The sequence below is a fragment of the Pseudomonas sp. DD1 genome, assembly GCF_044510355.1.
Lineage (GTDB): Bacteria > Pseudomonadota > Gammaproteobacteria > Pseudomonadales > Pseudomonadaceae > Aquipseudomonas > Aquipseudomonas shahriarae.
On the sequence record NZ_MSAJ01000035.1, the window covers coordinates 241,908 to 265,668 of the forward strand.

Sequence of the window (23,761 nt, forward strand, 5' to 3'; positions counted from 1 at the left end):
CTGCGATCGCGCTGTGTCAGCAGCCTCATTTGTCACTGGTAGACCGCTATCGCAGGCAAGCCAGCTCCCACACTGGCCGTGCCTATTTCCGATTTGTGGAAGGGCTTACGGCATCAACACCGCACGCCGGGCATCGCCGAGGATGTCGACGCCGTTGAGTACGAACTTCTGGGTGCGCACGTCGATGTCGATCACCGGCACGCCGTTGTCCAGGCGATGGTAGGTGCGGCAGGACAGATCCAGGGTGGTGGTGGCCTTTTCGCCCATCTTCAGCTTGGCTTCCTCCAGGGATTTGAGCTTGCCGCCGACGGTGTGGTAGGTGAAGTAGGTCTTGCCGTCCTGGTCCTGGCCCGCTTCGCGCACGTTGAGCAGGATGTCTTCGCCCAGGCGCACGCCCAGGGCCAGCATGATTTCGGGACCGGCGCCTTGCAGCACCAGCTTGGCGTTCAGCACCTTGGCGCTCTTGGCCATTTCTTCGGCGATAAAGCGCCCGCCGGACATGGGCTCCATCTCGAACTCGATCTTCGGCGGGCTGAATTCCTCAACGGTCGCCGACAGCGGCAGGCCCTGGAGGGTGGCCGCAATGGCCTGTCTGACTCGGTTGGTAAACATTAGAGAACGTCCTCCAGGAATTGCTCGATGATTTCATCGCGGGCATTGAGTTGATAAACCATGTGTTCGTTCGGCGCGTAGCGGCCGTAGTCGATCACGATGAACCAGGTGCCGTTCTTGTACTTCTCGACACTGTTGAGTTCCGGGTGCAGGTACACGCTGCCACCAGGGATGGTTTCGTCGGCCACCAGGGTTTGCAGCCAGTCGTTGATGCGCTTGACCTCCTGGTCCATGAACGACTTGGTCAGGTTGTGCGCCATGGCTTTCTGCCCGGCCTTGACCAGCTTGCGGCTGATGGCGTCTTCCAGGCCGACATAGCTGATGAACTTGCCGGTGATGGAGCGGTTACCCAGCAGCGAGAAGCCGCCGAGGATGGTGCGCGCGTAGTAGCTCACGCCGTAACGGTTGAGCAGGTCGCCTTCGGTGGAGGTATCGAGGATGTTGTACTCGACCACGCGGGACACGTCTTCGGCGAAGGTCACCTGGTTGCCCGGGCTTTCCCATTGCTTGACCTTGGCCAATGCGGCGATGGCCAGGGACGACGGCGCGAGGAATACGTTTTTCTTCGCCGCCTTGGAGTACACCGACGGCATGTTGTGCACCAGCAAGCAGCGGTCGAAACCCAGGTCGGCACCACCCAGCTCGCCGCTGTAGGTCACTTGGTCGGCGACACTGGCGTCTTTGCCGTCCAGCACCACACGGGCCTTGATGCGCTTGCCGAACGCGGCAAATTCACCGGCCACCGCCTTGGTCCCGGTAAAGCCCGGGGCGCCGATGATGGTCAGGTCTTCGGGGACGCTGCTCAGCGCCGCGAGGCCCAGTTTGCGACCGGTTACCGGCTCGTTGCCGCCGATCACGTTGTTGAGGGTATCGGCCGGGGTCGCGCCCTCTTCGACGATCACCACATACACCGGCACCTTGACCACTTTGAGGATCTGGTACACCGCATGAAACAACGTGCCCGACTCGGCGCCGGTCGGGTCCAGCAGCGCCTGGGCGGTGAAGCTGTTGATGCGAAACGGGGCGTTTTTCGGGATCGACAGGTGCGCATTGGGCGCGGTGCCGACCAGACCGATCACGTTGTCACCCAGGCCACCCATGGCCTCGGGGGATTCGCTGGCATTGACGGTGATGCCGTTATGCTCGAAGTTCAAAACCTCAGCCATGATTATTCAGCCTTCTTGGTGACGGCCTTCTTGGCCGGTGGGGTGTCTTGGGCGGCAGCCAGCACGCTGGTCAATTCCAGGCGGCCGGCGGTGCGCAGGGCGGTTGCTTCGACGTCCAGCAGGTCCAGTTCCTGGCCGACGGCGGACCAGTGGCCACCTCCGGTGGGGAATGGGATGAGGACGGTGTAGGTTTGGCGGTTGGCCATGGGGGGACTCCAGAAATGCGAAAGCCCCAGCGATGGGGCTTTCTTGGATGCGAAAAAAAACCGCTTTCGCGGTGTTTATGATTGCTGCCGGATTACTCACCTGGCAGTGGGTAACGAGCCTTGATTTCGGCGACTTTAGCCCGCCATGCGTTCTCCTTAGCCTCGGTTTGATCGTACTGCCACTCCATATAGAGCGGGTCCGAATCTGTTCGGTAAGCCAGGCGCCGATTGAAAGCTATATCAGCGGCCTGTTCGACCTGCAAAGCGGCGTCGACTTCGGCTTTAGAAAACCCCATCTCAAGCAACTGCTCTACAGTCACATTGTAGAAAGTCTGATCTTTATTTCTGAATTCTTTAATCATCATCAAACTCCAGCAGCCACGACGTTGCCAACATTACTCAGCAAATTAGACAGACTTCCTCCGGAGTCCTTTACCAAACCAGTCACAAGGTGCGACCAAGTTTTATTTCCTGTAATCGACGAGGCAAATACCGACAACAACATCGTAGCGCCGGCCAACTCAGCAAATTTCGTTGAAAACTCCGCATCCACAACGGAGGACGTAAGCTCCACCTTATAGTTAGCAGAGTACCCGGAGTAAAAAACGTTTACCGCACCCAACGTCAGCTTACTCCCCGAGAAGGTAACCGAGCCCTGCACGGAAGCGGCCGGACCATGTGCGCGATGAAACAGAGACGAAGCAAAGGAATACCAACCAGACGTTCCTGCTTTTAATACAGTCGGCATAACAACATCAACGAATCGAAAGTAGACACTGCCACCCTCGAGCGACAAGAAGTGAATATTTGAGCTACCAGCCATATATTCGCCAACCTTCGGAGAAAAAACCGGGTTACTCCCTGAACCATACCTCATGAAAACCAGCTTATTCGCGATTGACCAGTAAGGGGTTTGCTCAGTAGGAGCCGCATACTCATGCGTCTGAGCTGCCTTCAGGTAAATCGTTACATAAGGGGTAATATTAGATCGCCCCATCGCCTCTTTAATAGATTTGAGCGGGGCCTCCACCGATCCCAAGGCCAGATCGCTACCACCTACCGCATCGACATAAAATGACCGGGACATTTCAGGAATTGCACGAACCGCCGCCAAAACAGAAGCATCTATTTCAGCGACCTTCCCATTTATCGCACTGGTTAACTTATTTGCAGCCGCGACCAAACTAGTGATCGTAGTTTCCATACTCATATTCAACTCCCTATATTGCTTATCTTATGAATCAGCTCGTCACTTGGCTTCCAGAGCCATGACTCGAAATAGCACACCAACATGCCGAGCCATATTGTCAACGCTGGCCGTGGCAAGCTCTGCAATCTCCTCGGTCAACAACACATTCAAGTTCTCACTCCCCACCACAATCGTCACGCTATCCGCCGGCAACGGCGAAATATCCAACGTAAACTTCTGCAGCACCCGAGCAGCCGCCGCCTTATACGTCAGCAACTGCCCCGCCACCGAATACACGGCCAACAACGTCCCACTGGCGAGATAAAACCCAAACTCGCCAATCTCATACTCGCCATCGCCATCAAACAGCGCGGCCATGCGCAGTTGGCGCTGGCCCAGGTCTTCGTAGTCCACAATCGCCACCCGCTGGCGCTCATTGCGCAGGGCGGTTTCGTTGCCGCTGGGGTTGTAGCGGCCGGTGCCGGCGGCGATGTGGGTGATTTCGCCTTTCAAGCCTTGGTTCTTTGCCTGCAGCACTTCATCCAATCCCTTGGAGGTGAAGCGCACCAGGCGCGTGATGTCATCGGTCATGGCTGCGCCCTGAGGTCGTAGTCGTTAATGGTGTAGTGCTGGGCCACGCCCGCACTGTTAAGCCTTGAACTGAGCATCAGTTCCGGCAGCGCGCCCCACAGCGACAACTCGCCGTCGCTCAACGCCCGGTGGGCGGCGCCGGTCATCGGCAGCCCACCGTGCACTTCATGCACCAGGGTGATGGTGGCCAGGTCGCGCTCGCTCTTGGCCGCGTTGATACGGCGGATCAAGCGGTTGTGGTCGCCACTGGACCAACTGCGCCCGATGATCGCCTGCACGTCGAAGGTGTAGGGCTGGGCCTGCGGGCGCTGTTGGTACCAGGCCAGAATATTGGGGGTAAACCCCAGGGATTCGACCGCGTGGCTCAACGCCTTGGGCGTGCCGGCCTGGCGCTGGATTTGCCAGGACAGCGCCACCGTGAGGCGTTTTTCGGTTTCGTCGGCAGAGGCATTCCACTCACTGACGCCACGGTCGGCGGCCAGGTAAGGCAGGAACGGCGCAGGCGTTTGCAGCGGGTTCATCAGCGCCGGGAAGGACGGGACGACCCGTTCGAGCAGTCGACCAAAGCCCAGGTCCAAAGCCTTCTCCAGCGGTGAGCTGTTGGCAGGCAACAGGCTGGGAGATTGTTCAGTCATAAGCTGCGCACCTCCACCTCGACACCCGTGCAGTACGGGGCCTGGAACGCCGTGGTGATGATCGGCGCCAGCGGCTCGAGAATCTCCAGCTGCGCCGCCCCGGCGGTGTGGATGGTGTAGTCGATCCAGCTCGGGTCCACGCGCCCTTCCAGGCAGTGACAGGACTCGGCATAGGTCTGCAGCAACTGCTGGGCCGCCACTTGTGTCAGCCCCGAGTCCGGGCCGGCGTTGATCTTGGCCACCACGCGGATCTTGTACGGCACGATCTGCGCGCCCTGCACCGTGACCCAATCGGTTTCCGGGCGTACATCGGGCCGGGCGAAATGGCGCCGCACCCCTTCAAGCAAATCCGCCGACGGCGTGCCATTGCCGGTGCGGGACAGCACGGTGACCATGACTTGCCCAGGCGCGGTGCGCCGGGCGTTGCCGTCCTTGACCTGGGCGGCATAGCCATCCGGGTCGAAGGTATAGCTGACCGTCACCACCCCCGCAGCCGTACCGTGGACTTTCACCGCCGGCCGCTCGCCGAGGGTAAAGACCTCGCGCCGATACTGCATGCGCGAACCGGCAGCCGGTGCGTGGGGGGCCAGGTAGTAACGCAGACGGGCATCATCATCGCTTTCCAGGGTCGGCGGCACGGGCGGGAATGCCGCCGGGTCGCCGGGGTCGAGCACCTGGCGCTCCAGGCCCATATCGGCCAGGCGCGCATCCAGGTTGCTGCCGGTGGCCCACCACGCCAGCATCTGCTGGATGCGCGCGTTGTACTTACGCTCATGGGTTTGCAGGCGCACACAAAACGCTTCCAGGGCCAGGGTCAGCAACTCGCTTTCGTTATCCAGGCTGACCTTGAGCTTGGCCGCGCTTTGCGGGGCGCGGGCGGCGACATAGTCGACGACAAACGCCTTGAACTGCGCCAACAGCGGCTCGAACTCGTCGACGGCGATCAGGTCGGGCGGCGCCAATTGGTTCTGCCCGGGGATCAACATGCTCATGTCACCACCTCGAAGGATTGCTTGCGGTTTTTCCAGGTGCCGGCAAACCGCAGCAACAGGCCAGCGCCCTGGCGATTGGCGACGATGACTTGCGGAACAAAATCGGCGATGCCGTTCTGTGGGTTGTAAAAAGCCTGGGCAGCGTGGCTTTGGGCGAGGATCAACAGGTCGTCGCCCAGGTTCTGCCCCAGCAGTTGCGGGATCAGCGAACCGTACAGCGGGCGTTTCTGCCGTGTGCCCAAAGGTGTGGTCAGGGCCCGGGTGGCGCGCTGGACAAATTGCGGCCAGTCGTCCACCACGGCTCCGGTGTTTCTCTCTATTCCGATCATGGCAAATCCTTATGCCGTGCTGATAACTCGACCCTGGTGGTCCACCACCGGGCCACTCAAGTGAACGCCGGACGCATCCAGCAGCAGGCCGACTGCACCGACCTGCACGCTGATGTTTGCGGCGGTCATGACCAAACGGGCAGCGCCCAGACTCATTTCCACCTGCTCGCGAGAGCCAGTGAATGCCGTGGGGCCGTTGCTCCAATCCAGCACATGACCGGCGGCGTCGTAGGCGCTTTGCGTGCCGTCCGGGTAACGCCGGCTCGTCAGGCTGGCGACACTGGACAGCGGCGGGAAGCGATCACTGTTCAGGCCAAACAGCGCCACCGACTGCCCCCCGCCCTCGCCGCCGCCGTAGTTGAGCAGCAGGCATTGCTCCCCCACCGTGGGGATCCGCGTTTCGGTCTGCGCCCCGGCGCTGGGGTTGAAAAAGCGAATCGCCGGGGTCAGCAACTCGCCATGCCTGACCTTGCAGGTGTTGCTGGCCGCGTCGACCTCCTGGCACACGCCGATCCGGCAAAAGCTCTCGGCCCGCCGATAGAGGTCTTCAAGCTGGGTTTCCATCTGCGCCAGGCGCTCGACGATGGGCGCCAATTGCAGGCGTAACAGTGCGTCGAACATGGGGCTACTCCTGCAGGGGCCGGTATTGATCGGGGTCGTCGATATTCGACACCTCCCAGGTGCGGGCAAACAGCGGCTTGCCCATAGGGTCGTCAAGCAGCGGCGGGCCGATGTAGAGGGTTTGGTTGAAGGACACGGTCCAACTGTCGTACTGGGTGTCGGCCCCCGCCAGGGTCGATGGCAGCGCGACAATGTTGACTGGCACATCGCACTGGGCCGCCGGCAACTGCCAACGGTTATCCAGCACCAGGTCCATCAGCCGGCTCGCCAGGTCACAGGCGTCAAAAGCTTGCGCGCCTTCGGCGGCCATGACCTTGAGCGAGATCGACAACACATGGGCCTTGCGTCCTTCAAGGGAACGTACGCCCGGGCCATTACGCTCGACTGTGATTGCCACGGCGGTTTCATCCGCCGCCAGGATGCCCGGCGGGCTGCCCACCCGTAACGCCGGGAACGCCGTACGCAGGGCCTGGCCGATGGCTATTGGCAGTTGTGACGGTTTTTCAATGAGGGTCATGGTGTGGCTTCCTTGCAACGATCACTTTGAGTCCGGGGGCGAACCGGGCGGCTCATTCACCCCGATGCGCTTGGCGGCCCAGCGCTCGTAGAGGCCGATGGCGACGTCGGCACCCGCCATGGCGGTCAGGCAGCCGAGGGCGCCCGCCGTCCAGATCGACATGCCGGCGGCGTACAGCAGCATCAACGCCGACACCCCGCACACCATGCACGCCCCGGAACGCAGGGCCAGGCGGCGGACCAGCGACCAACCGCGGGCACCCTCCTTGTCGGCGCGCCACATCTCCCCGGACACGCCGCCGATCAGGGCCAGAATAATCACCAGCCAGATAGGCATTTCTGCCAACGCTTGCTGCTCGTTTGTCATGTCACGCCTCCTGGAATGCGTAAAACCGGCAGGTGGCCGGTGCTTTGATAAATAGATGGATGGGTGTGTCGGTAGGCATTCCAAAAAGCCCGGTAGCCCGGGCTTTTCAGTAATGCGGTCCTTGGATCTTTCGGCGCTACTGGCGCGGTACGGATCTTTCCTCGATGTTTTTCCGACCACGATCCCTGTCTGCCGGATAACTGCTTGTGGTGCTTTACGCTGCACACCCGGGTCAGTTGCCAACCCTCTGAACCGTCAAGGCCGGTTCATCGCTGCCTGTTGTAAACCGTGAAACTAAAGAGCGTCGGCATCCTTGCCGGTATTGCCTGGCGTCCTTGCCATCACTCGGTGGCGTCCATGCCAGTGTTGCGTGCCTTCCTTGTCTTCCTTGGCAGCATCCTTGCCGCCTCCACCAGACCTTGTTGGCTGGCTTGAGATGGAGAATATGCATGTATGCATATACAGTCAATGCACAAATGCATTTATTTTTACTCGGATAATGCATTGGCGCATAAACCCCTTGAGTGGTGGGCCCTGGGCGGTTTTCCATAGGCGAAAAAAAGCCCGCTCTCAGGCGGGCTGTTTCTTACAGAGAAGGGTTAGCGGGCGTACATGCCCCACCAGAAAACGTGACCGAGGATGCTGATCTGCTCTTCCTGGATATCCTGGAAGCTGTAGTCCTCATCCGGGTGCTCATCACGATTGAAACTGCGCAGGCGGATCCCCGAAGGCAGACGATAGAGCTGTTTGACCCGCAATTGACCGTTGTGATTGATGGCATACAAGTCGCCATCGACGATATCGCCGATCCCGCTCTTGCCGGCATTCACCCCCACCGTGGCGCCATCACGCAACACCGGCAGCATGCTGTTGCCGCGTACCGTCACACACTTGGCCTGGTCGAACTGCACACCGTTATGCCGCAGGCTGCGCTTACCAAAACGCAGGCTGGCCTTCTCGCTTTCCTCGATGACGAATCTTCCTGATCCAGCAGCCAATTCAACCTCGCGCAAAAAGGGGATCGACACCTCGTCATCATTAACGGGCGTGTCGTCGTCCCACAGGCTTATATCCTTGAGCTCCGAATGCATCGGGTCGCGCTCATCCTGCCACGCCGACCCCGCGCGCCCGCGCAACTGGTCGGTGCTCACCCGGAAGTAATCGGCGATACGCGAGATGTGCTTGTCCGACGGATCAACGATCTTGCCGCTGAGAATCCGTGACAGAGTGGATTGAGGCACGCCAGTACGCCGGTGAAGCTCCGTGGGGGAGATCCCGTCGCGATCGAGCAGCTCTCTTAAGACGATTGAAACGTTGCGTTTTTGCATAACGGGGATAGTGACGGGAGTTTTTGGGGTTGGCAAATGCTAATTTGCATATTTTGTGCATGGGGTATGTGGATGTACTGGCCGTTTGTGAACTGCGAAGCACGGACCTTGCATGTTAACCTTGCCGCCATCGCAAAAAATGCAGAGTCAGTTTGATGGAGAACGGTGCAGACCCAAGCGATCAACTGATGACGCCGAACGAGAGACGAATCTCGGACGACGCCTTGAGCTTTGCTCGTTCAAACAAGAAATCCATCGCCAAACGCCTGACCGATAAGAATATTTATCTACCAGAGGAAGCTCCGGTCTCCGTCTATATGGCGGGCTCACCTGGTGCCGGAAAAACCGAGGCATCAATTGCCTTGGTAAATCTGTTTGCCGATAGCCAGATCCTGCGAATTGATCCTGATGAACTGCGTGGCGAATTCGCGGCCTATACAGGCGCAAACTCATGGTTGTTTCAACGCGGCGTTTCGATTCTCGTTGAAAAAATCGTGGACTTTGCAATGGACCAACAGCAGTCATTTCTACTCGACGGCACATTCTCGAACATTGAGGTCGCCAGAAGAAACGTAGAGCGCTCCTTGAAAAAGGGAAGATTCGTCCAGATATTGTATGTCTACCAAGATCCAATGCTTGCGTGGGGTTTCGTAAAAGCCCGCGAGGCCGCTGAAGGAAGAAAAATTCGCAAAGAACACTTCATCGAGCAGTACTTCGCTGCACGTGACGTGGTCAACGCACTTAAGCTAGAGTACGGAAGCGATATTCATGTGGATTTGCTGCTCAAGCATATCGACAACTCGGGTCGGCTCTACAAAGCTGGCGTCGAAAAAATTGACTACCATATCCCTGAGCGACACTCGCGGGCTGACCTAAAAGCCAGGCTCGAACTACCACCATCGGGAGCGCAATAATGATTTCGATCAAGCTGGGCTTGTCCAAAGGTGCGAAAAGCCCCTTTGCTGACTTTATTCGTAACGCAAAATCGGATCAAAAAAAGCGCGTCTACAGCCAGGTGCTAATCGAAGCCACCAAGCAGCAGAATCTCGTCATGATGCAGGCAGAGGCAAAGCGAACCTGACGTCTATCCCGCCTATGGACAAAAGCCCGGCCCAGTGTCGGGCTTTTTATTGGTCACACCATTTAAGTAAATGGGTCATCTCTTTTTACGTTTGACCTAGCCGTTTGCAACCTGCGAACGGCCGACCTTGCATGTTAACCTTGCCGCCATCGCAAAAAATGCTGGGCCAAGCGCCCCCTTTGCCCCATCACTTTCAACGAATTTGCCTACTATCCAATGAGTAAAAACACCTCCGATCTGTCCTCCCACACCCCAATGATGCAGCAGTACTGGCGCCTGAAAAACCAGCACCCTGATCAGTTGATGTTCTATCGCATGGGCGACTTCTACGAGATCTTCTATGAAGACGCGAAGAAGGCCGCCAAGCTGCTGGATATCACCCTGACCGCGCGCGGGCAGTCGGCTGGGCAGGCGATTCCGATGTGCGGGATTCCTTATCATTCGTTGGAAGGTTATCTGGCCAAGCTGGTCAAGCTCGGTGAGTCGGTGGTGATCTGTGAGCAGATCGGCGACCCGGCGACCAGCAAGGGGCCGGTGGAGCGTCAGGTGGTGCGCATCATTACCCCGGGGACGGTGAGTGATGAGGCGCTGTTGGATGAGCGGCGGGACAACCTGATCGCGGCGGTGCTGGGGGACGAGCGATTGTTCGGCCTGGCGGTGCTGGATATCACCAGTGGCAACTTCACGGTCCTGGAAATCAAGGGCTGGGAGAACCTGCTGGCGGAGTTGGAGCGCATCAATCCGGTGGAGCTGATGATCCCGGATGATTGGCCAAAGGATCTGCCGGCGGAAAAACGCCGTGGGGCCAAGCGCCGTGCGCCGTGGGATTTTGAGCGCGATTCGGCGCTGAAAAGTCTGTGCCAGCAGTTCTCCGTACAGGATCTGAAGGGTTTTGGTTGCGAGACCCTGACCCTGGCCATCGGCGCCGCCGGTTGCCTGCTCAATTACGCCAAGGAAACCCAGCGCACCGCCCTGCCGCATTTGCGCAGCCTGCGCCATGAGCGCCTGGACGATACGGTGGTGCTCGATGGCGCCAGCCGGCGCAATCTGGAGCTGGACACCAACCTGGCCGGCGGGCGCGACAATACCCTGCAGTCGGTGGTGGACCGTTGCCAGACCGCCATGGGCAGCCGTCTGCTGACCCGTTGGCTGAACCGTCCGCTGCGCGACTTGACCGTATTGCAGGCGCGCCAGTCGTCCATTACCTGCCTGCTGGACGGCTACCGCTTTGAAAAGCTGCAACCGCAGCTCAAGGAAATCGGTGATATCGAGCGGATTCTTGCGCGGATCGGCCTGCGTAACGCCCGCCCGCGTGACCTGGCGCGCCTGCGTGACGCACTGGGTGTGCTGCCCGAGTTGCAACAGGCGATGACCGAACTGGACGCGCCGCACCTGCAACAACTTGCTGTCACGGCCGGCACCTACCCGGAACTGGCTGCGCTGCTGGAAAAAGCCATTATCGACAACCCGCCCGCGATCATCCGCGACGGCGGCGTGCTTAAGACCGGTTACGACAGCGAGCTGGATGAGCTGCAAGCCTTGAGCGAGAACGCCGGGCAGTTCCTGATCGACCTGGAAGCCCGCGAAAAAGCCCGCACCGGCCTGGCCAACCTGAAGGTCGGCTACAACCGTGTGCACGGCTACTTCATTGAGTTGCCAAGCAAGCAGGCCGAGCAGGCACCTATTGATTATCAGCGTCGCCAGACCCTTAAAGGTGCCGAGCGCTTTATCACCCCTGAGCTCAAAGAATTCGAAGACAAGGCGCTGTCGGCCAAGAGCCGCGCCCTGGCCCGGGAAAAAATGCTCTATGAAGCCCTGCTCGAAGACCTGATCGGCAAGCTGGCACCGCTGCAGGACACCGCTGCGGCCCTGGCCGAGCTGGATGTGTTGAGCAACCTTGCCGAGCGCGCCCTGAACCTTGACCTGAACTGCCCGCGTTTTGTCAGCGAGCCGTGCATGCGCATCGTCCAGGGTCGCCACCCGGTGGTGGAGCAAGTGCTGACCACGCCGTTCGTGGCCAACGATCTGTCGCTAGACGACGATACCCGCATGCTGGTGATCACCGGTCCGAACATGGGCGGTAAATCCACCTATATGCGCCAGACCGCCTTGATCGTGCTGCTGGCGCATATCGGCAGCTTTGTGCCGGCGGCCAGTTGCGAGCTGTCCCTGGTGGACCGCATCTTCACCCGGATCGGTTCCAGCGATGACCTGGCCGGCGGCCGTTCGACCTTTATGGTGGAAATGAGCGAAACCGCCAATATCCTGCACAACGCCAGCGACCGCAGCCTGGTGCTAATGGACGAAGTGGGGCGCGGCACCAGTACCTTCGACGGCCTGTCCCTGGCCTGGGCTGCTGCCGAGCGCCTGGCCCACCTGCGGGCCTACACGCTGTTCGCCACCCACTATTTCGAACTGACCGTGCTGCCGGAAAGCGAGCCGTTGGTGGCTAACGTGCATCTCAATGCCACCGAGCACAACGAGCGCATCGTGTTCCTGCACCATGTGCTGCCAGGGCCGGCCAGCCAGAGTTACGGCCTGGCCGTGGCCCAGTTGGCCGGTGTGCCGAACGATGTGATCCTGCGCGCCCGCGAACACCTCAGCCGCCTGGAAACCACCGCCCTGCCCCACGAAACCGTGGTTGCAAGCCCAGCCAAGGCCACCAGCAAACCGGGTGTGCCCATGCAGAGCGATATGTTCGCCAGCCTGCCCCACCCGGTACTGGATGAGTTGGCAAAGCTTGACCTGGACGACTTGACTCCACGAAAAGCGTTGGAATTGCTCTATGCACTGAAGACACGGGTCTAACGCAGACGCGTGCAAGCTGATAGAATCTCGCGCGGTTTGGGATGCTGCGGGCTTTTAGCCTGGCCTGCAGACTATCGCTCCCAAACCTCGCGAGCCCTGCCAGAAGGGGTTTCGCTGCCGCCGCCTGAGGAGAAAACTAGAAATGACCTTCGTCGTCACCGACAACTGCATCAAGTGCAAGTACACCGACTGCGTAGAAGTGTGTCCGGTGGACTGCTTTTACGAAGGCCCGAACTTCCTGGTAATCCACCCGGATGAGTGCATTGACTGCGCCCTGTGTGAGCCAGAATGCCCGGCCGTTGCGATTTTCTCCGAGGATGAAGTACCGGAGGACATGCAGGAATTTATTCAGTTGAACGTCGAGCTGGCGGAAATCTGGCCCAACATCACTGAGAAGAAAGAATCGCTTCCAGATGCGGAAGAGTGGGATGGCGTTAAAGGCAAGATCAAAGACCTCGAACGCTAACAGCGTCGCGCCCCTCTAAAAGGCCCCTTGCGTTATTCCCCCCACCGGGAAATACATAGTTAGGGCTTTTTTGGCATTTACCGCATAAATACCCCTCTTCGAGGGGTATTTTTTTGTTCGCAAATATGAAAGCTATACCATGATTAAGCATGGCATGTAGGCGCGATTCAAAGTTTAGACAATCCAATACCATTTCGCCCTGTCTGGTTTGAAAGCGCCTCCTGGTGGAGACGCCTTAAAGATCAAAGATCTCCGAGTCATTCCTGAGGCCAGCACCAACCGTTCAAGTCCGATGCCGAACCCAGCTCCTTCTCGATAGGCACCGCCGCCGACAACTTGTTGTTGTGCGCCCAATTCGGGGCCACGCCAGATGACTGGCAGAGGGCGCTGAAGGGAGCGTTTGAGCAACTGGCTCAAGATATTCCTCAAAGCAATACCGTATTGGAGGATCGTAAAGCTGGTTTACTTTCAAGGTCACGGTGATGAACCTTGACGACGATAAGCCCAGCCTTGCCATTCCGCCCCAAGTTTAAGGGAAAAACGACGATGCCCACCCAGCCTATTGAGCTTATCCAGCGAGTGATCGCGCTTTCGCAGCATGAAGCGGCACACTGGATTATTGCGGTTGCATTGGGTTTTGAGGCGCAAGAAATCAAGCTGGAAATCCAATCCCTAGAAGCCCATAGGGGTAAGGCCAATACTACTTTTTATGCGCGCCTCGACACGATGGAAGAGATGCGTGATGTGGTGCGGCGGCGAGCACTGATTAAGCTAGCGGGAGCGATGGGCGAAGCCTTAGATCGTGGACAACAGAACGTTAATGCCCAAGCAGCACATCTAATCCTTGAGAGTGGAGAAACAGGCGCAGGCGAGGATTATGCAGTAGCACGTGAGCTTACAGTGTTGCTCCACAATTCGAAGCCGATCAGCGACGGCTCTTCGTCAAGAGATTTGCTGATCGAGCTTCTGACTGATGCATTGACTTTGGTCACACTCAACATGAAACCAGTATGTGACCTAGCAGACGCGTTGACCCAAAAGGTTACGGCTGGGAAGGGGGTGGGAGAGGTCAGCAAAGATGAGATCCATCAGCTTCAGCTCTACTGCCAATTGCGATAGGAAATCCTTAGCGTACGATTTTTTCCGAATTCTCTAGCCCCCCCTTCTGAACGTGACAAAGGCACATGGCCATGTCTAGAATGGGTGCTTTTATGGCACCCTTGAGCAAGACAATGACCGATGTTGTGAGCTATCCGAAAGACGACCTGCGGCGCATGCTGTCTGTGCGGCTGCAATTGACTCTGTGCCCGACGCAACCTTGGTAAAAGTTGTAGCCAGGACTGGTCTTGATAAAAAAACGGTTACCAATTTGATCGCGCAAGCAGGCGAACAGGCTGGGGTCAAAATAATCAAGACAGGACCGGTTTACACTCTGGAAGATTGGGGACCGGTTTTTAAGCGAAGCGGCGCAAAAATGGCTTTGATAGGCGCCTTTAACGCACCTAAAATCAAGCCGTAGCAACCACTATGGTAAGTCCGGTAATGCACGATAGCTGGGTTTCAAGGCATAGTTAAAAATCGGTAACGACTGAGAACTTTGCCGCTATTATTTTTTTAGAGGGAACTATGAAAAGTAAGCAATTAGAATATGGTTTAGAGCTTGATCCAAATGCCTGCTATAAGATGGAGTCTATCCATAATCAATCAAAAGAAAATTTCGAATCAGTAGTTAATTGGTTGTATCTTGGCGCTGATCTTTATGATAGTGGATATGCCAAGATAGGGTTAACTATGGGAGACCTTAGGACTAGGTCATCCAGCTCAGCGAATCCAAACTTTTATATATTCTGCGCTTTTAAATGCAAGAGCAATATAACAAAATCTGAAATTAATGAAATAGAGAAAAATACTTTAAAACATCTTGAAAGAGTGTTCACCTACGATAACGGGTCTACTAAACGTGCATCGCACGCTGACTCAGGTCGAATGTCAGAATGTTTTTATCACATAGATTTTATTGAGGTATTTACTGAGTTTCACAACTATCTGTATGACCATTACGCCAATTACTTCAATCGTGCTGGTTTTGAATCATATCCAGATGTTTATGAGGGCGAATATTTATTTTGCCAATTCACTGATCGTATATCACTGGATGAAACTAATAGATACATCAGAATGCTTCTTCAAAATTAATCTGTGTTTATATATTTTTTGTAAAAACATACCGCCGTACTTCACGCAGTTCGGCGGTACTAGGGCGTGAATTTAGCGGCCACGAAATAATAGGGGTCGGCATGTCACCCAAAAATATGCTTTTCACCACTCTTGCTGCCGCACATTGATTGTTACAATATTGGTAGTTGGAATTCCAATGTATCTGGAGCATCGAACGTATAACGCAGGCCATCCATTTATCAATGGTAGAGAAACCGGTAACGTTTGGTGCATTTCCTGCTGAAAATCTAGCTAAACGTGTCGAGATTCTTAGCACATCCCCAGGTTCGGATGGAAAAGCCAAAGCTATTGCAATGCTTACTTATGAGGATGGGCGTCGGGAAGAATGCACACTCAGAATGGTGCTTGGACCAGTTAGCGGAGGTGTAAACGTCACTGCCCAGAGCCGCATTTGCAAGCCGGCAACTACCAATTGACCTGGATCGTTGTTAGGGGGGATTTAGATATTGCGTCGATTATCCTTATTATTGATTACATGCAGACACCTTGGCGCGACGTGCCGAAAGATAAGGGAATAGTTTGCTGCATACCACCGACCCTTGATTGTTATCCCCCCCATAATAGGATGCTATAGTTAGGTCATTTTGAGATCGGCACAATATAAATACCCCTCACCGAGGGATATTTTTTTATTACAAAATACGAGATCTATACCTTGGTTCTGCATAGGTAGCAGAAGTTAACATCTAGAATGACAATGCGGTGGTACACCCCAGGTCTGTAGGATTCGGAGTGGTAAAACGCAAGTGCAAAGTGGCACTTAGCGCTTCAAGAAGTGCTCGGCTATCTGCTGCTTGTGTCTGATAAACAGATGGAGTCGATGCCGTAAATTATTGCCGCTTTGCACCTCACCAGTCAGATCGGACGCTGCGGGGCAATCACACCGACCTTGAAGCTGACTTTGCCGCGATTGTCGCCAGAGCCTTAGTCGGAGTCGTATTGACACGATCCCTATCAACCCAAGCGCGTGCAAAAATCGCTCACAGATCTCTAGGGAACGGCTGGTCCCACTGTAAATTTTGTGCGGGTCGAGCTAAACATCCTCGTGCTTGAGGGGAATGGTGTGGAAAATCGCCTAGAAACCAGCTTCATCGCCTAAATAAGCGCCGGGGTGAATAGGATTTCTGCACCTTCAGACCATAAAAAACCTGCGCCCATTTGGATGTCTGTCTGCTCAGTGAAAGAGATTACCTGAGCTGCTATCAGGCTTATCCTTGTTTGCAATTTATGATAATGGCATGATATCTGCAATAATTGAACGCTCGCGATCAGCGCCCTGCGACCGACTGATCTGGTTCTCCAATTGGGTATTTCGCATAGCCGGATGCTCGGGCCTCCGGGCCACCGACCTACAAAGGATGCTGCTTCTTGACTAACTCCTCCTCCGCGTTAGTGTCTCGACTTTGGAGGCTATGTAGCCTACTCCGAAAAGATGGAGTTACCTATCCCCAATATGTTACCGAGCTAAGCTACCTAATTTTTTTAAAGCTGGCCTCCGAGCTCGCAGGAGATACCTTAGACATACCTTCGGGTTACGACTGGCAGAGTCTATTGGCACAACCAGATGAATTACTACTCGACCGATATCGGGCTACGTTGTCTCTACTCGGAAAATCGAAAAAAAGTCGCGCAATGCAAGCGGTGTTCTCTGGAGCGCACACCGTAGTAAGAGAATCAAGCACGCTCAGACGACTGATTGAAGCAATCGACGAATCAGGATGGCATTCTGACGAAAGAGACACATTTGGAGATGCATACGAAGGCTTATTACAAAAAAATGCGGAAGAAACGAAGAGGGGTGCCGGCCAGTACTTTACGCCTCGATCTCTAGTTAATGCGATTGTGGAGATATTGGACCCAAAACCTAGTGAGATCATACAAGATCCAGCGGCGGGTACTGGGGGTTTTCTAATTGCTGCTAATCGCGCAATAAAAGATAAATACAGTTCATTATCATCGAGCAAGCAACGCTTTCAAAGTAAACTTGCTCTAAGAGGCGTTGAAAACGTCCATGATACATATCGATTGCTCTGTATGAACTTATACCTTCATAACATCGAAGCAGATCATATTTTTATGGGAGATACTCTCTCACACCTTGGTGAAGATGGATCCCTCAAGAACGCTGATATAATTTTGTCAAACCCGCCATTCGGCCCCTCCGGTAGCACGCCAACCCGAACCGATTTACCAATTACAAACAAATCAACAAACTTTCAGCTTCCGTTTGTTGAACACTGCATGAACGCGTTAGCTCCAGGAGGAAGGGCTGCTGTAATTGTTCCAGATAACATACTGTTCGAGGGTGGACGTGGCAGAGAGCTTCGTCGGGAGCTAATGCGGAACTTTGAACTTCATACAATTCTTCGCCTTCCAACTCGTATTTTTTACGCTCAAGGTGTAAGGACAAATGTACTATTTTTTTCGCGCCCACTAACACAGCCCAATATAGACGCGACGAAAGACGTGTGGTTTTACGACTTAAGGTCGCAATCTGACTCAGCTCTAAATTCGGCGGCATTCGAAAACGGATTACGTGAATTTGTCACTGCCTATGGAACTGATCCTAATGGGGGTTCTGCTAGGATTGATGGAACGGACAATGGAAAATTTCGTTGTTTTAGCCGAGAATACATTGCTGAAAGAGATGATGACTTGTACATCGCTTGGTTAAGTGATGACGAAAATAGCGAAAACGAACTAGAGCTAGCGGCACCAGATATAGTTGCAGAGGTGGTCGAGCGCCATCTAATATCAGCTCTTAGCGAAATAAGAGCTTTAATGAGCGAGCTCTGTGAGGACGGTTTGACCACGGATGAAGAGCCATGAATCTACCAAGTGACTGGGTAACTTGTAAGTTTGAAGACTTGCTGGCAGCAGAACCCAACGCATTGGCGGACGGTCCATTTGGGAGCGCCCTAAAATCGTCTGACTATACTGAAACCGGATGTCGTGTAATTCGTCTAAATAACGTCGGTGTTGGTGTTTTTTTAGGCGAGAATAAAGCATTTATTGAAATGCAGCGGATTGCGGATCTTAAACGCCATGAAGCAAAACCTGGTGATTTAATTACAGCAGCACTTGGCGACCCTCTTGGAAGAACCTGCCAAGTCCCCATTGATATCGGTCCGGCTATTGTGAAAGCGGACTGTTTTCGATCTAGACTTCACAAACGAATTGATTCTGAACTAATAAAATTCTGGCTCAATAGCAACATTCTCGCACGCTATTTCGACGAAAATAGCAAAGGTGTAGGGCGAGTAAGAATCACGCTTTCGGTCCTTCGCAATGCAATAATTCCACTGCCTCCCGAGAAAGAACAGAAAAGGCTGGTAATCAAGCTTCGTTCAATACTGGATCGGTCTGCAATTGCCAAATCTGAGGCCCAGCGCGCATCAACGGCTGCAACTGCGTTGAAAGTTAGCGGATTAAGATCGGGAGTAACAGGTCTACTTACGAATAAGTGGCGTGATAAAGAACCGTCCGTTGAGACCGCTGCACAATTGCTAGCACGGGTCGCACCGCCTCAGCAGGCACGCGGAGGCCGCCAAGCGACTGAAGTTAAAATGTTAGGGGTCGCAGGAATTGCAGTTAACACTCCTGACATTGAGATTCCAGAAGGTTGGTCATGGACACCACTATATTTGGTAGCAAGACAGGAGACAGGCCACACCCCAAGCCGTCAACATCCTGAATACTGGGATGGCGATATTGGATGGCTAGGCATTAAGGATGCCCGCATTCATCACGGCTCGGTTATAAATAAAACCATCCAAAAAATCACTTCCGCAGGACTTGCAGGCTCCTCCGCGCGAATTCTGCCTGCTGGCACTGTGTGCCTTTCGAGAACGGCATCTGTTGGCTATGTGACAATACTCGGCACCCCCATGGCAACAAGCCAGGACTTTGTTACTTGGACATGTACGCCGGCCCTACTACCAGAATACCTCATGTACGCGCTGATGGCCGAAGGTAAATCCATAAGGCGCTTTGGTCGAGGATCCACCCACACTACCATTTATTTCCCTGAGCTTCGGGCGCTAAACATAGCGTTACCTCCCATTCGAGAGCAAAACGAAATTGTCGCCAGACTCAACCGCTTGCTTCAACACGCAGACAACCTAAAAAAACAAGCAGATCGTTCGATAAAAGCTGCGGAGGACTTGGCATCTAAATCCATTACACATGCGATGTCAGGCAAATTCAGTGTGTCATCAAGCGACAACTCCGAAGTAACCGCACTATTACGTACTATCTCGGAAGAGCGTGAAGCTACAGGGAAAAGGAGGAAGAAGATGGAAATTACGGAGGCTTCATTGAACAATCACGCTACGGAGTTAAGCTCAGGAAGTAACTTAAGGGAAGAAAAAGCGCTTACGCTTCGTAGCATCGTGCTTAAGGTAGGGGGAACGATCTCACCCAAAGCTCTTTGGAAACGCACGGATTTAACCATTGAGGAGTTTTATCGTTGCTTACGTGATGAAGTCAATGCGGGCCAGATTCACGAATCAGAAGATAAGGAGCATCTTCATGCGCATTGATTATTTGGCCGTCCGCAACTTCAAAAATTTAACTGACATTTCGCTAGATTTTGACACGACAAGATTGGAGACAGTCATAATCGGCCAAAATGGCACCGGAAAATCGAACGTACTTGAAGCGCTTGCAACAATATTCAGAGATTTAGACGACCCCAAACGAGAAACAGAATTTTCTTATATCGTTGTCTATCAATGTAAGAAGCATGTTGTAAGAATTGATCATAGACATTCAGACTCTGAAAAAATTGAAGTTACGATTGACGGATCACCAAGTACCATTAATGTTATTCGCCGAAAAGACAGCGAGTACCTCCCCAATCATGTTTTTGGCTACTACTCTGGCGAATCTAACCGTTTCAGAGATATATTCGATCTTCCTCAGCGGCGATACTATGACGCAGCTATAGAGGCTGGCGCCGAAGAGCATATAGATCCACTTAAATCCGAGATTCGACGCCTATTCTACGTTCGAGAACGCTATGGAGCATTAGCACTTCTCACGTACTTTGCTTTTGCAAAGACAGACGCACAAGAATTTTTGAGACAGCATTTAGGGGTTGATCGATTTGATTCAGCCTTGCTTACGTTACGTCAAACAACCTGGGGGAAACGTAAACCAACAGGAGAAATGCTGGAAAAGTCTGACCCTCGCTTTTGGCATGCAAGAGGAATTGTAAGGAAACTTCTTGATGGGCTTTGGAAGCAATCATTAGCTCCCATAAGACATAAAGCCACCGTACGAGAGAATTACCGTAGCCAAGGCTCTAGTGAAGAACAACTATTTATTTACTTAAAAGACGAAGCTTCATTAATTTCATTAGCAGAACCGTTTGGTGATGAGCAGTCTTTCTTTGCCTATCTTGAGACTCTAGATCTTTCTGATCTGATTCGAGATATACGTATTTGGGTTGAGCGCGAAGGGGCGACTACGGCTGTACCATTTCATGAAATAAGTGATGGAGAGAAGCAGTTACTGAGTGTGCTTGGCATGATGCGATTTGCGGCCCACCACGAGTCGCTATTTTTGCTAGACGAGCCCGACACTCATCTAAACCCCGCTTGGAAATGGAACTATCTTTCTTTTATCAAACAAGTAGCTGGAAAGAACGAAAATTGCCATGTAATTATGACAAGCCACGATCCTCTTACAATAGCGGGGCTTGAGAAATCACAAGTCCAAATACTTTATCGAGATCAAAATGGCACTGTCAGCTCTGGCCAACCTCAAGTAGATCCCAAGGGGCTCGGAGTAGCTGGCGTGCTTCGTCAGATTTTCGGGATGCCAACTACGCTAGATCCAGAGACGCAGGAGCTTGTAGACGAGCGGAATACGCTTCTTTCAGCCCAAGGCCGTAGCAGTGACGATGAGATTCGACTGCACGAGCTAAATAACCAGCTGGATGCATTCGGCTTGTCCTATCAAAGTACAGATCCCAGTTACGATGATTATTTACGGCAACTACATAGAACAGATCGAAAAAAAGATCGTATCTATACGCCAGAAGAGATAGAAGCCCAAAACTTATTCATGCAAAGGATTGTGGAGAGCATTCGGTGAAATACATAATATTTCCGATAACATCAATAGACCCAAACTGGCAAGTCAAAGCCAATAACGCTAGCGTTACAGCCTCGCAAAAAAATGGAAAAGATCGTGATGAATATATTTCCGGTCGGAATAGTGTTTGGGCGGAGTTGAAGCCAACGCTTGAGCTATTGTCAGATGGAAAGTGTTGGTACACCGAAGCTAGAGATAAGGTTTCCTATTGGCAAGTTGATCACTATCGTCCGAAAAGCATCTACCCCTGGCTAGCTTTTGATTGGCGGAACATGCGTCTAACAGGAGGTATACCTAACGTATCAAAGCTCAACCATTTCCCACTAATCGATGAAAGTAAAAGGGCATCCATTACCAATACGTCCATTGCTCATGAATCTCCAATACTTTTAGATCCGACTGAGCTTAACGATGTAAAGCTTATAACCTTTACCGCATCAGGAGAGGCGACTTGTGCTAAGCCAGACGATGCTACAGCAACATTAAGAGTTTGCACGACAGTTAGATTCACATCAATAAACAGCGAAAAGCTTTGTGCGGCACGACGGGAAAAATGGCGTACTTGCGAGCGAAAGCTGAAGGCTTTGCGAAAAATACTTGAAGAGAAACGGCAGCAGCAGAATATTGATGCAGTCGGGCATTTGGATGAGCTCTGTCGAGACCTTGAAGATCTATATGATGATAGAGCAGAGTTCACCGCCACTGCTTGGGCCTGTGCGCAGGAGCTAGATGCGACAACGATAGTTACACTTGCCAAACAATTAGCTGGTAGAGCTACCGCCGACACCGCATCAGCGATATAACATGTATATCCTAACTACAGGACTACGGTGGAGAAGTTCGCGATACAAACAATTTTTATGCATCGATTAGGATGCAATGCTCCACCTAATGGCTCATACCTAGCGAGCTTCATCACGCACCGCTATATTCATATCGGCACGTCTGACGGACTACGTCCGCAGCCTTTGTTATTTTTGGTTTATTAGCTAACCTATACTAAGTGCATCGCGACAGCACCCTCATAGTGGAGAATGAAGCGCATCAGATTGCTGTGAATGGGCACGATAGGGCGCTTTGACCAGAAAATTGCAAAAATTGAGCTGCCTACATGTTTCTGACAGTTAAAGCTCGCGTCTACGCAGACACAACGGGCGTCTACACCGAACTTCCAGCATTGCTGACGCCCAACGGGGTGTTAGAGTCATTGCTCGATTATTGTCTTTACCGCAGCCATGATCGAAGCCGGACTTGGATGCTGAAGTTGACGCGCTCTGTGCGGATGTTTCTCGAATATCTACAAACCAATCCCGCAGAGTGCGATACCTATCGGCTATTCCAGAATTTCGCTCAACGACTCTATACCGGAACGTTCGACCGTGAGACAGGCCTCGACCCAAGCGGATTATGCTGGGCTCCGCGATCGCCGCAGGATGCCTCGCACATCATCACCCACCTGACTGACTTCTTCGACTGGCTATGCGAGATGTGCCCCGACGCTGCAAGGTTGAACCCACGCTATGCAGGTGGTGCCTTCGACCGACAGACCGACGAGGCTGCGTACCAATACCGGCGGAGCAAGGCATTCCTTGGACACACTTGGGCGGCGAACGCGTCACCCACCGAGAGAGGGCACCGTGTGCGAGGTCGACGCCTTCCCAAGGTTGAAAAGAGCGAACCGCCTGCCTTCCCGGAGCAGCGCTTCGAAGAGCTGTTGGTCAAGGGGTTCGGCACACCAGGACGCTGCGATTATCGAGGCATGCTTATCACATTGCTGCTACACGGTGCGGGCTTCCGTGAGTCGGAACCTTTTCATCTCTACATCCCTGACGTGTTCCCGGATCCCGCCAACACCAACCAGGCCAAGGTTTACATTCACCACCCGAGCTATGGTACCGCGCCTACCGATTGGCGTGATGAGCGGGGGCGACAACGTAAAGGTAACCGAGGGGAATATCTCGCCCACCAGTTCAGCCTTGCCCCCCGCACCGACCTGATGGACCGCCGTCACGCCGGCTGGAAAGGCGGTACGCATGATGGCCCTTACTACAAGCAGGCATACTGGTTCCTGCCGGAGTATGGCGAGTGGTTCTTGCACCTATGGCACCGCTATCTCGAACAGGTCGCTCGCGTCGAGCGCGATCACCCCTTTGCTTTTATCAACCTGCACCGCGAGCCCATCGGCGCGATGTATACGCTCACTCAGTACAACAAGGCGCACGCCGCTGCATGCGAGCGCATTGGCCTCACCGTGGGCAAGGTACACGGAACGACACCACACGGACACCGTCACGCCTACGGCCGGCGACTGCGCGTCGCCGGCGTTGACAAGGAGCTCATCCGCCGCTTTATGCATCACGCCTCGTTGGAAAGCCAAGAACTCTATACACGTGCGAATACCCGCGAAGCCTTGGCGGCGCTCGAAGCTGCCACGCATCGGCTGCGAGGCATATACCAGGATACTCAGCCCATGTCCGGTCTATTGCTGCCAGGCATCGAACTGAACGACTGAGGAGT

Annotated in this window: 24 protein-coding genes; 11 read left to right on the forward strand and 13 right to left on the reverse strand. The window is 54.0% G+C overall.

Annotated elements, in window-relative coordinates; all coding sequences use genetic code 11:
* Positions 1–105: 105 nt before the first annotated feature.
* The 13 genes from PSFL_RS22630 to PSFL_RS22690 form a co-directional block, all read right to left on the reverse strand.
* Positions 106–612, reverse strand: coding sequence for a phage major tail tube protein (locus PSFL_RS22630; RefSeq protein WP_120734072.1), 507 nt, complete (start codon positions 610–612; stop codon positions 106–108).
* Positions 612–1,778, reverse strand: coding sequence for a hypothetical protein (locus PSFL_RS22635; RefSeq protein ID WP_057439351.1), 1,167 nt, complete (start codon positions 1,776–1,778; stop codon positions 612–614). The genes PSFL_RS22630 and PSFL_RS22635 overlap by 1 nt, the downstream gene beginning before the upstream one ends.
* A 2-nt stretch (positions 1,779–1,780) precedes the next feature.
* The gene (locus PSFL_RS22640) at positions 1,781–1,984 is read right to left on the reverse strand and encodes a hypothetical protein (protein ID WP_057444703.1); all 204 of its coding nucleotides are present in this window, start codon (positions 1,982–1,984) and stop codon (positions 1,781–1,783) included.
* Positions 1,985–2,076: 92 nt separating this feature from the next.
* On the reverse strand, positions 2,077–2,346 hold the full coding sequence (locus tag PSFL_RS22645; RefSeq protein ID WP_057439350.1) for a hypothetical protein: 270 nt from the start codon (positions 2,344–2,346) through the stop codon (positions 2,077–2,079).
* Between the two features lie 2 nt (positions 2,347–2,348).
* Positions 2,349–3,194, reverse strand: coding sequence for a hypothetical protein (locus tag PSFL_RS22650; RefSeq protein WP_057958620.1), 846 nt, complete (start codon positions 3,192–3,194; stop codon positions 2,349–2,351).
* 39 nt (positions 3,195–3,233) lie between these two features.
* Positions 3,234–3,764 carry a phage tail protein gene (locus PSFL_RS22655; RefSeq protein ID WP_397470500.1) on the reverse strand — a complete coding sequence of 177 codons (531 nt, stop codon included), beginning with the start codon at positions 3,762–3,764 and terminating at the stop codon, positions 3,234–3,236.
* Positions 3,761–4,399, reverse strand: coding sequence for a phage tail protein I (locus PSFL_RS22660; protein WP_397470501.1), 639 nt, complete (start codon positions 4,397–4,399; stop codon positions 3,761–3,763). Before PSFL_RS22660 ends, PSFL_RS22655 begins: the two co-directional genes overlap by 4 nt.
* Positions 4,396–5,391 carry a baseplate J/gp47 family protein gene (locus PSFL_RS22665; RefSeq protein WP_057439348.1) on the reverse strand — a complete coding sequence of 332 codons (996 nt, stop codon included), beginning with the start codon at positions 5,389–5,391 and terminating at the stop codon, positions 4,396–4,398. The genes PSFL_RS22660 and PSFL_RS22665 overlap by 4 nt, the downstream gene beginning before the upstream one ends.
* Positions 5,388–5,720, reverse strand: a complete 333-nt coding sequence (locus PSFL_RS22670; RefSeq protein ID WP_038442971.1) for a phage baseplate protein — start codon at positions 5,718–5,720, stop codon at positions 5,388–5,390. Before PSFL_RS22670 ends, PSFL_RS22665 begins: the two co-directional genes overlap by 4 nt.
* Before the next feature lie 9 nt (positions 5,721–5,729).
* On the reverse strand, positions 5,730–6,341 hold the full coding sequence (locus PSFL_RS22675; protein WP_057958617.1) for a phage baseplate assembly protein V: 612 nt from the start codon (positions 6,339–6,341) through the stop codon (positions 5,730–5,732).
* Between the two features lie 4 nt (positions 6,342–6,345).
* Entirely contained in the window at positions 6,346–6,858 is a 513-nt protein-coding gene (locus tag PSFL_RS22680) for a hypothetical protein (RefSeq protein ID WP_170060129.1), read from the reverse strand.
* 21 nt (positions 6,859–6,879) lie between these two features.
* Positions 6,880–7,224: a phage holin family protein gene (locus PSFL_RS22685; protein ID WP_057439345.1), complete on the reverse strand. Its 345-nt coding sequence runs from the start codon at positions 7,222–7,224 to the stop codon at positions 6,880–6,882.
* 599 nt (positions 7,225–7,823) lie between these two features.
* A complete protein-coding gene (locus PSFL_RS22690; RefSeq protein WP_081044189.1) occupies positions 7,824–8,552 on the reverse strand; it encodes an XRE family transcriptional regulator in 729 nt (242 codons plus the stop codon).
* Between the two features lie 188 nt (positions 8,553–8,740).
* Between PSFL_RS22690 and PSFL_RS22695 the strand changes: the two genes are divergently transcribed.
* The 11 genes from PSFL_RS22695 to gmtY all read left to right on the forward strand — a co-directional run bounded on the left by PSFL_RS22695 (position 8,741) and on the right by gmtY (position 23,756).
* Entirely contained in the window at positions 8,741–9,466 is a 726-nt protein-coding gene (locus PSFL_RS22695) for a zeta toxin family protein (protein ID WP_397470525.1), read from the forward strand.
* Complete coding sequence (locus PSFL_RS22700) at positions 9,466–9,633, forward strand: hypothetical protein (RefSeq protein ID WP_169864438.1); 168 nt, start codon at positions 9,466–9,468, stop codon at positions 9,631–9,633. The genes PSFL_RS22695 and PSFL_RS22700 overlap by 1 nt, the downstream gene beginning before the upstream one ends.
* 216 nt (positions 9,634–9,849) lie before the next feature.
* Positions 9,850–12,441: a DNA mismatch repair protein MutS gene (gene mutS, locus PSFL_RS22705; protein ID WP_169959697.1), complete on the forward strand. Its 2,592-nt coding sequence runs from the start codon at positions 9,850–9,852 to the stop codon at positions 12,439–12,441.
* A gap of 142 nt (positions 12,442–12,583) precedes the next feature.
* Positions 12,584–12,907: a ferredoxin FdxA gene (gene fdxA / locus PSFL_RS22710; protein WP_003222178.1), complete on the forward strand. Its 324-nt coding sequence runs from the start codon at positions 12,584–12,586 to the stop codon at positions 12,905–12,907.
* Positions 12,908–13,453: 546 nt separating this feature from the next.
* Positions 13,454–14,026 carry a hypothetical protein gene (locus tag PSFL_RS22715; protein ID WP_397470502.1) on the forward strand — a complete coding sequence of 191 codons (573 nt, stop codon included), beginning with the start codon at positions 13,454–13,456 and terminating at the stop codon, positions 14,024–14,026.
* Positions 14,027–14,533: 507 nt separating this feature from the next.
* Positions 14,534–15,103: a hypothetical protein gene (locus PSFL_RS22720; RefSeq protein ID WP_397470503.1), complete on the forward strand. Its 570-nt coding sequence runs from the start codon at positions 14,534–14,536 to the stop codon at positions 15,101–15,103.
* 1,674 nt (positions 15,104–16,777) lie between these two features.
* Complete coding sequence (locus PSFL_RS22725) at positions 16,778–17,974, forward strand: class I SAM-dependent DNA methyltransferase (RefSeq protein ID WP_397470504.1); 1,197 nt, start codon at positions 16,778–16,780, stop codon at positions 17,972–17,974.
* Entirely contained in the window at positions 17,971–19,686 is a 1,716-nt protein-coding gene (locus PSFL_RS22730) for a restriction endonuclease subunit S (protein WP_397470505.1), read from the forward strand. Before PSFL_RS22725 ends, PSFL_RS22730 begins: the two co-directional genes overlap by 4 nt.
* Positions 19,676–21,244 (forward strand): AAA family ATPase, encoded by a 1,569-nt coding sequence (locus tag PSFL_RS22735; protein WP_397470506.1) that lies wholly within the window; start codon positions 19,676–19,678, stop codon positions 21,242–21,244. The genes PSFL_RS22730 and PSFL_RS22735 overlap by 11 nt, the downstream gene beginning before the upstream one ends.
* Entirely contained in the window at positions 21,241–22,047 is an 807-nt protein-coding gene (locus tag PSFL_RS22740) for a hypothetical protein (RefSeq protein WP_397470507.1), read from the forward strand. The genes PSFL_RS22735 and PSFL_RS22740 overlap by 4 nt, the downstream gene beginning before the upstream one ends.
* A gap of 308 nt (positions 22,048–22,355) precedes the next feature.
* Positions 22,356–23,756, forward strand: coding sequence for a gamma-mobile-trio recombinase GmtY (gene gmtY, locus PSFL_RS22745; RefSeq protein WP_397470508.1), 1,401 nt, complete (start codon positions 22,356–22,358; stop codon positions 23,754–23,756).
* Positions 23,757–23,761 lie beyond the last annotated feature (5 nt).

Coding starts and splice junctions, on each gene's coding strand:
- PSFL_RS22630 (WP_120734072.1), bottom strand. CDS start 612: ATGTTTACCAACCGAGTCAGACAGGCCATTGCGGCCACCCTCCAGGGC.
- PSFL_RS22635 (WP_057439351.1), bottom strand. CDS start 1,778: ATGGCTGAGGTTTTGAACTTCGAGCATAACGGCATCACCGTCAATGCC.
- PSFL_RS22640 (WP_057444703.1), bottom strand. CDS start 1,984: ATGGCCAACCGCCAAACCTACACCGTCCTCATCCCATTCCCCACCGGA.
- PSFL_RS22645 (WP_057439350.1), bottom strand. CDS start 2,346: ATGATTAAAGAATTCAGAAATAAAGATCAGACTTTCTACAATGTGACT.
- PSFL_RS22650 (WP_057958620.1), bottom strand. CDS start 3,194: ATGAGTATGGAAACTACGATCACTAGTTTGGTCGCGGCTGCAAATAAG.
- PSFL_RS22655 (WP_397470500.1), bottom strand. CDS start 3,764: ATGACCGATGACATCACGCGCCTGGTGCGCTTCACCTCCAAGGGATTG.
- PSFL_RS22660 (WP_397470501.1), bottom strand. CDS start 4,399: ATGACTGAACAATCTCCCAGCCTGTTGCCTGCCAACAGCTCACCGCTG.
- PSFL_RS22665 (WP_057439348.1), bottom strand. CDS start 5,391: ATGAGCATGTTGATCCCCGGGCAGAACCAATTGGCGCCGCCCGACCTG.
- PSFL_RS22670 (WP_038442971.1), bottom strand. CDS start 5,720: ATGATCGGAATAGAGAGAAACACCGGAGCCGTGGTGGACGACTGGCCG.
- PSFL_RS22675 (WP_057958617.1), bottom strand. CDS start 6,341: ATGTTCGACGCACTGTTACGCCTGCAATTGGCGCCCATCGTCGAGCGC.
- PSFL_RS22680 (WP_170060129.1), bottom strand. CDS start 6,858: ATGACCCTCATTGAAAAACCGTCACAACTGCCAATAGCCATCGGCCAG.
- PSFL_RS22685 (WP_057439345.1), bottom strand. CDS start 7,224: ATGACAAACGAGCAGCAAGCGTTGGCAGAAATGCCTATCTGGCTGGTG.
- PSFL_RS22690 (WP_081044189.1), bottom strand. CDS start 8,552: ATGCAAAAACGCAACGTTTCAATCGTCTTAAGAGAGCTGCTCGATCGC.
- PSFL_RS22695 (WP_397470525.1), top strand. CDS start 8,741: ATGACGCCGAACGAGAGACGAATCTCGGACGACGCCTTGAGCTTTGCT.
- PSFL_RS22700 (WP_169864438.1), top strand. CDS start 9,466: ATGATTTCGATCAAGCTGGGCTTGTCCAAAGGTGCGAAAAGCCCCTTT.
- mutS (WP_169959697.1), top strand. CDS start 9,850: ATGAGTAAAAACACCTCCGATCTGTCCTCCCACACCCCAATGATGCAG.
- fdxA (WP_003222178.1), top strand. CDS start 12,584: ATGACCTTCGTCGTCACCGACAACTGCATCAAGTGCAAGTACACCGAC.
- PSFL_RS22715 (WP_397470502.1), top strand. CDS start 13,454: ATGCCCACCCAGCCTATTGAGCTTATCCAGCGAGTGATCGCGCTTTCG.
- PSFL_RS22720 (WP_397470503.1), top strand. CDS start 14,534: ATGAAAAGTAAGCAATTAGAATATGGTTTAGAGCTTGATCCAAATGCC.
- PSFL_RS22725 (WP_397470504.1), top strand. CDS start 16,778: ATGCAAGCGGTGTTCTCTGGAGCGCACACCGTAGTAAGAGAATCAAGC.
- PSFL_RS22730 (WP_397470505.1), top strand. CDS start 17,971: ATGAATCTACCAAGTGACTGGGTAACTTGTAAGTTTGAAGACTTGCTG.
- PSFL_RS22735 (WP_397470506.1), top strand. CDS start 19,676: ATGCGCATTGATTATTTGGCCGTCCGCAACTTCAAAAATTTAACTGAC.
- gmtY (WP_397470508.1), top strand. CDS start 22,356: ATGTTTCTGACAGTTAAAGCTCGCGTCTACGCAGACACAACGGGCGTC.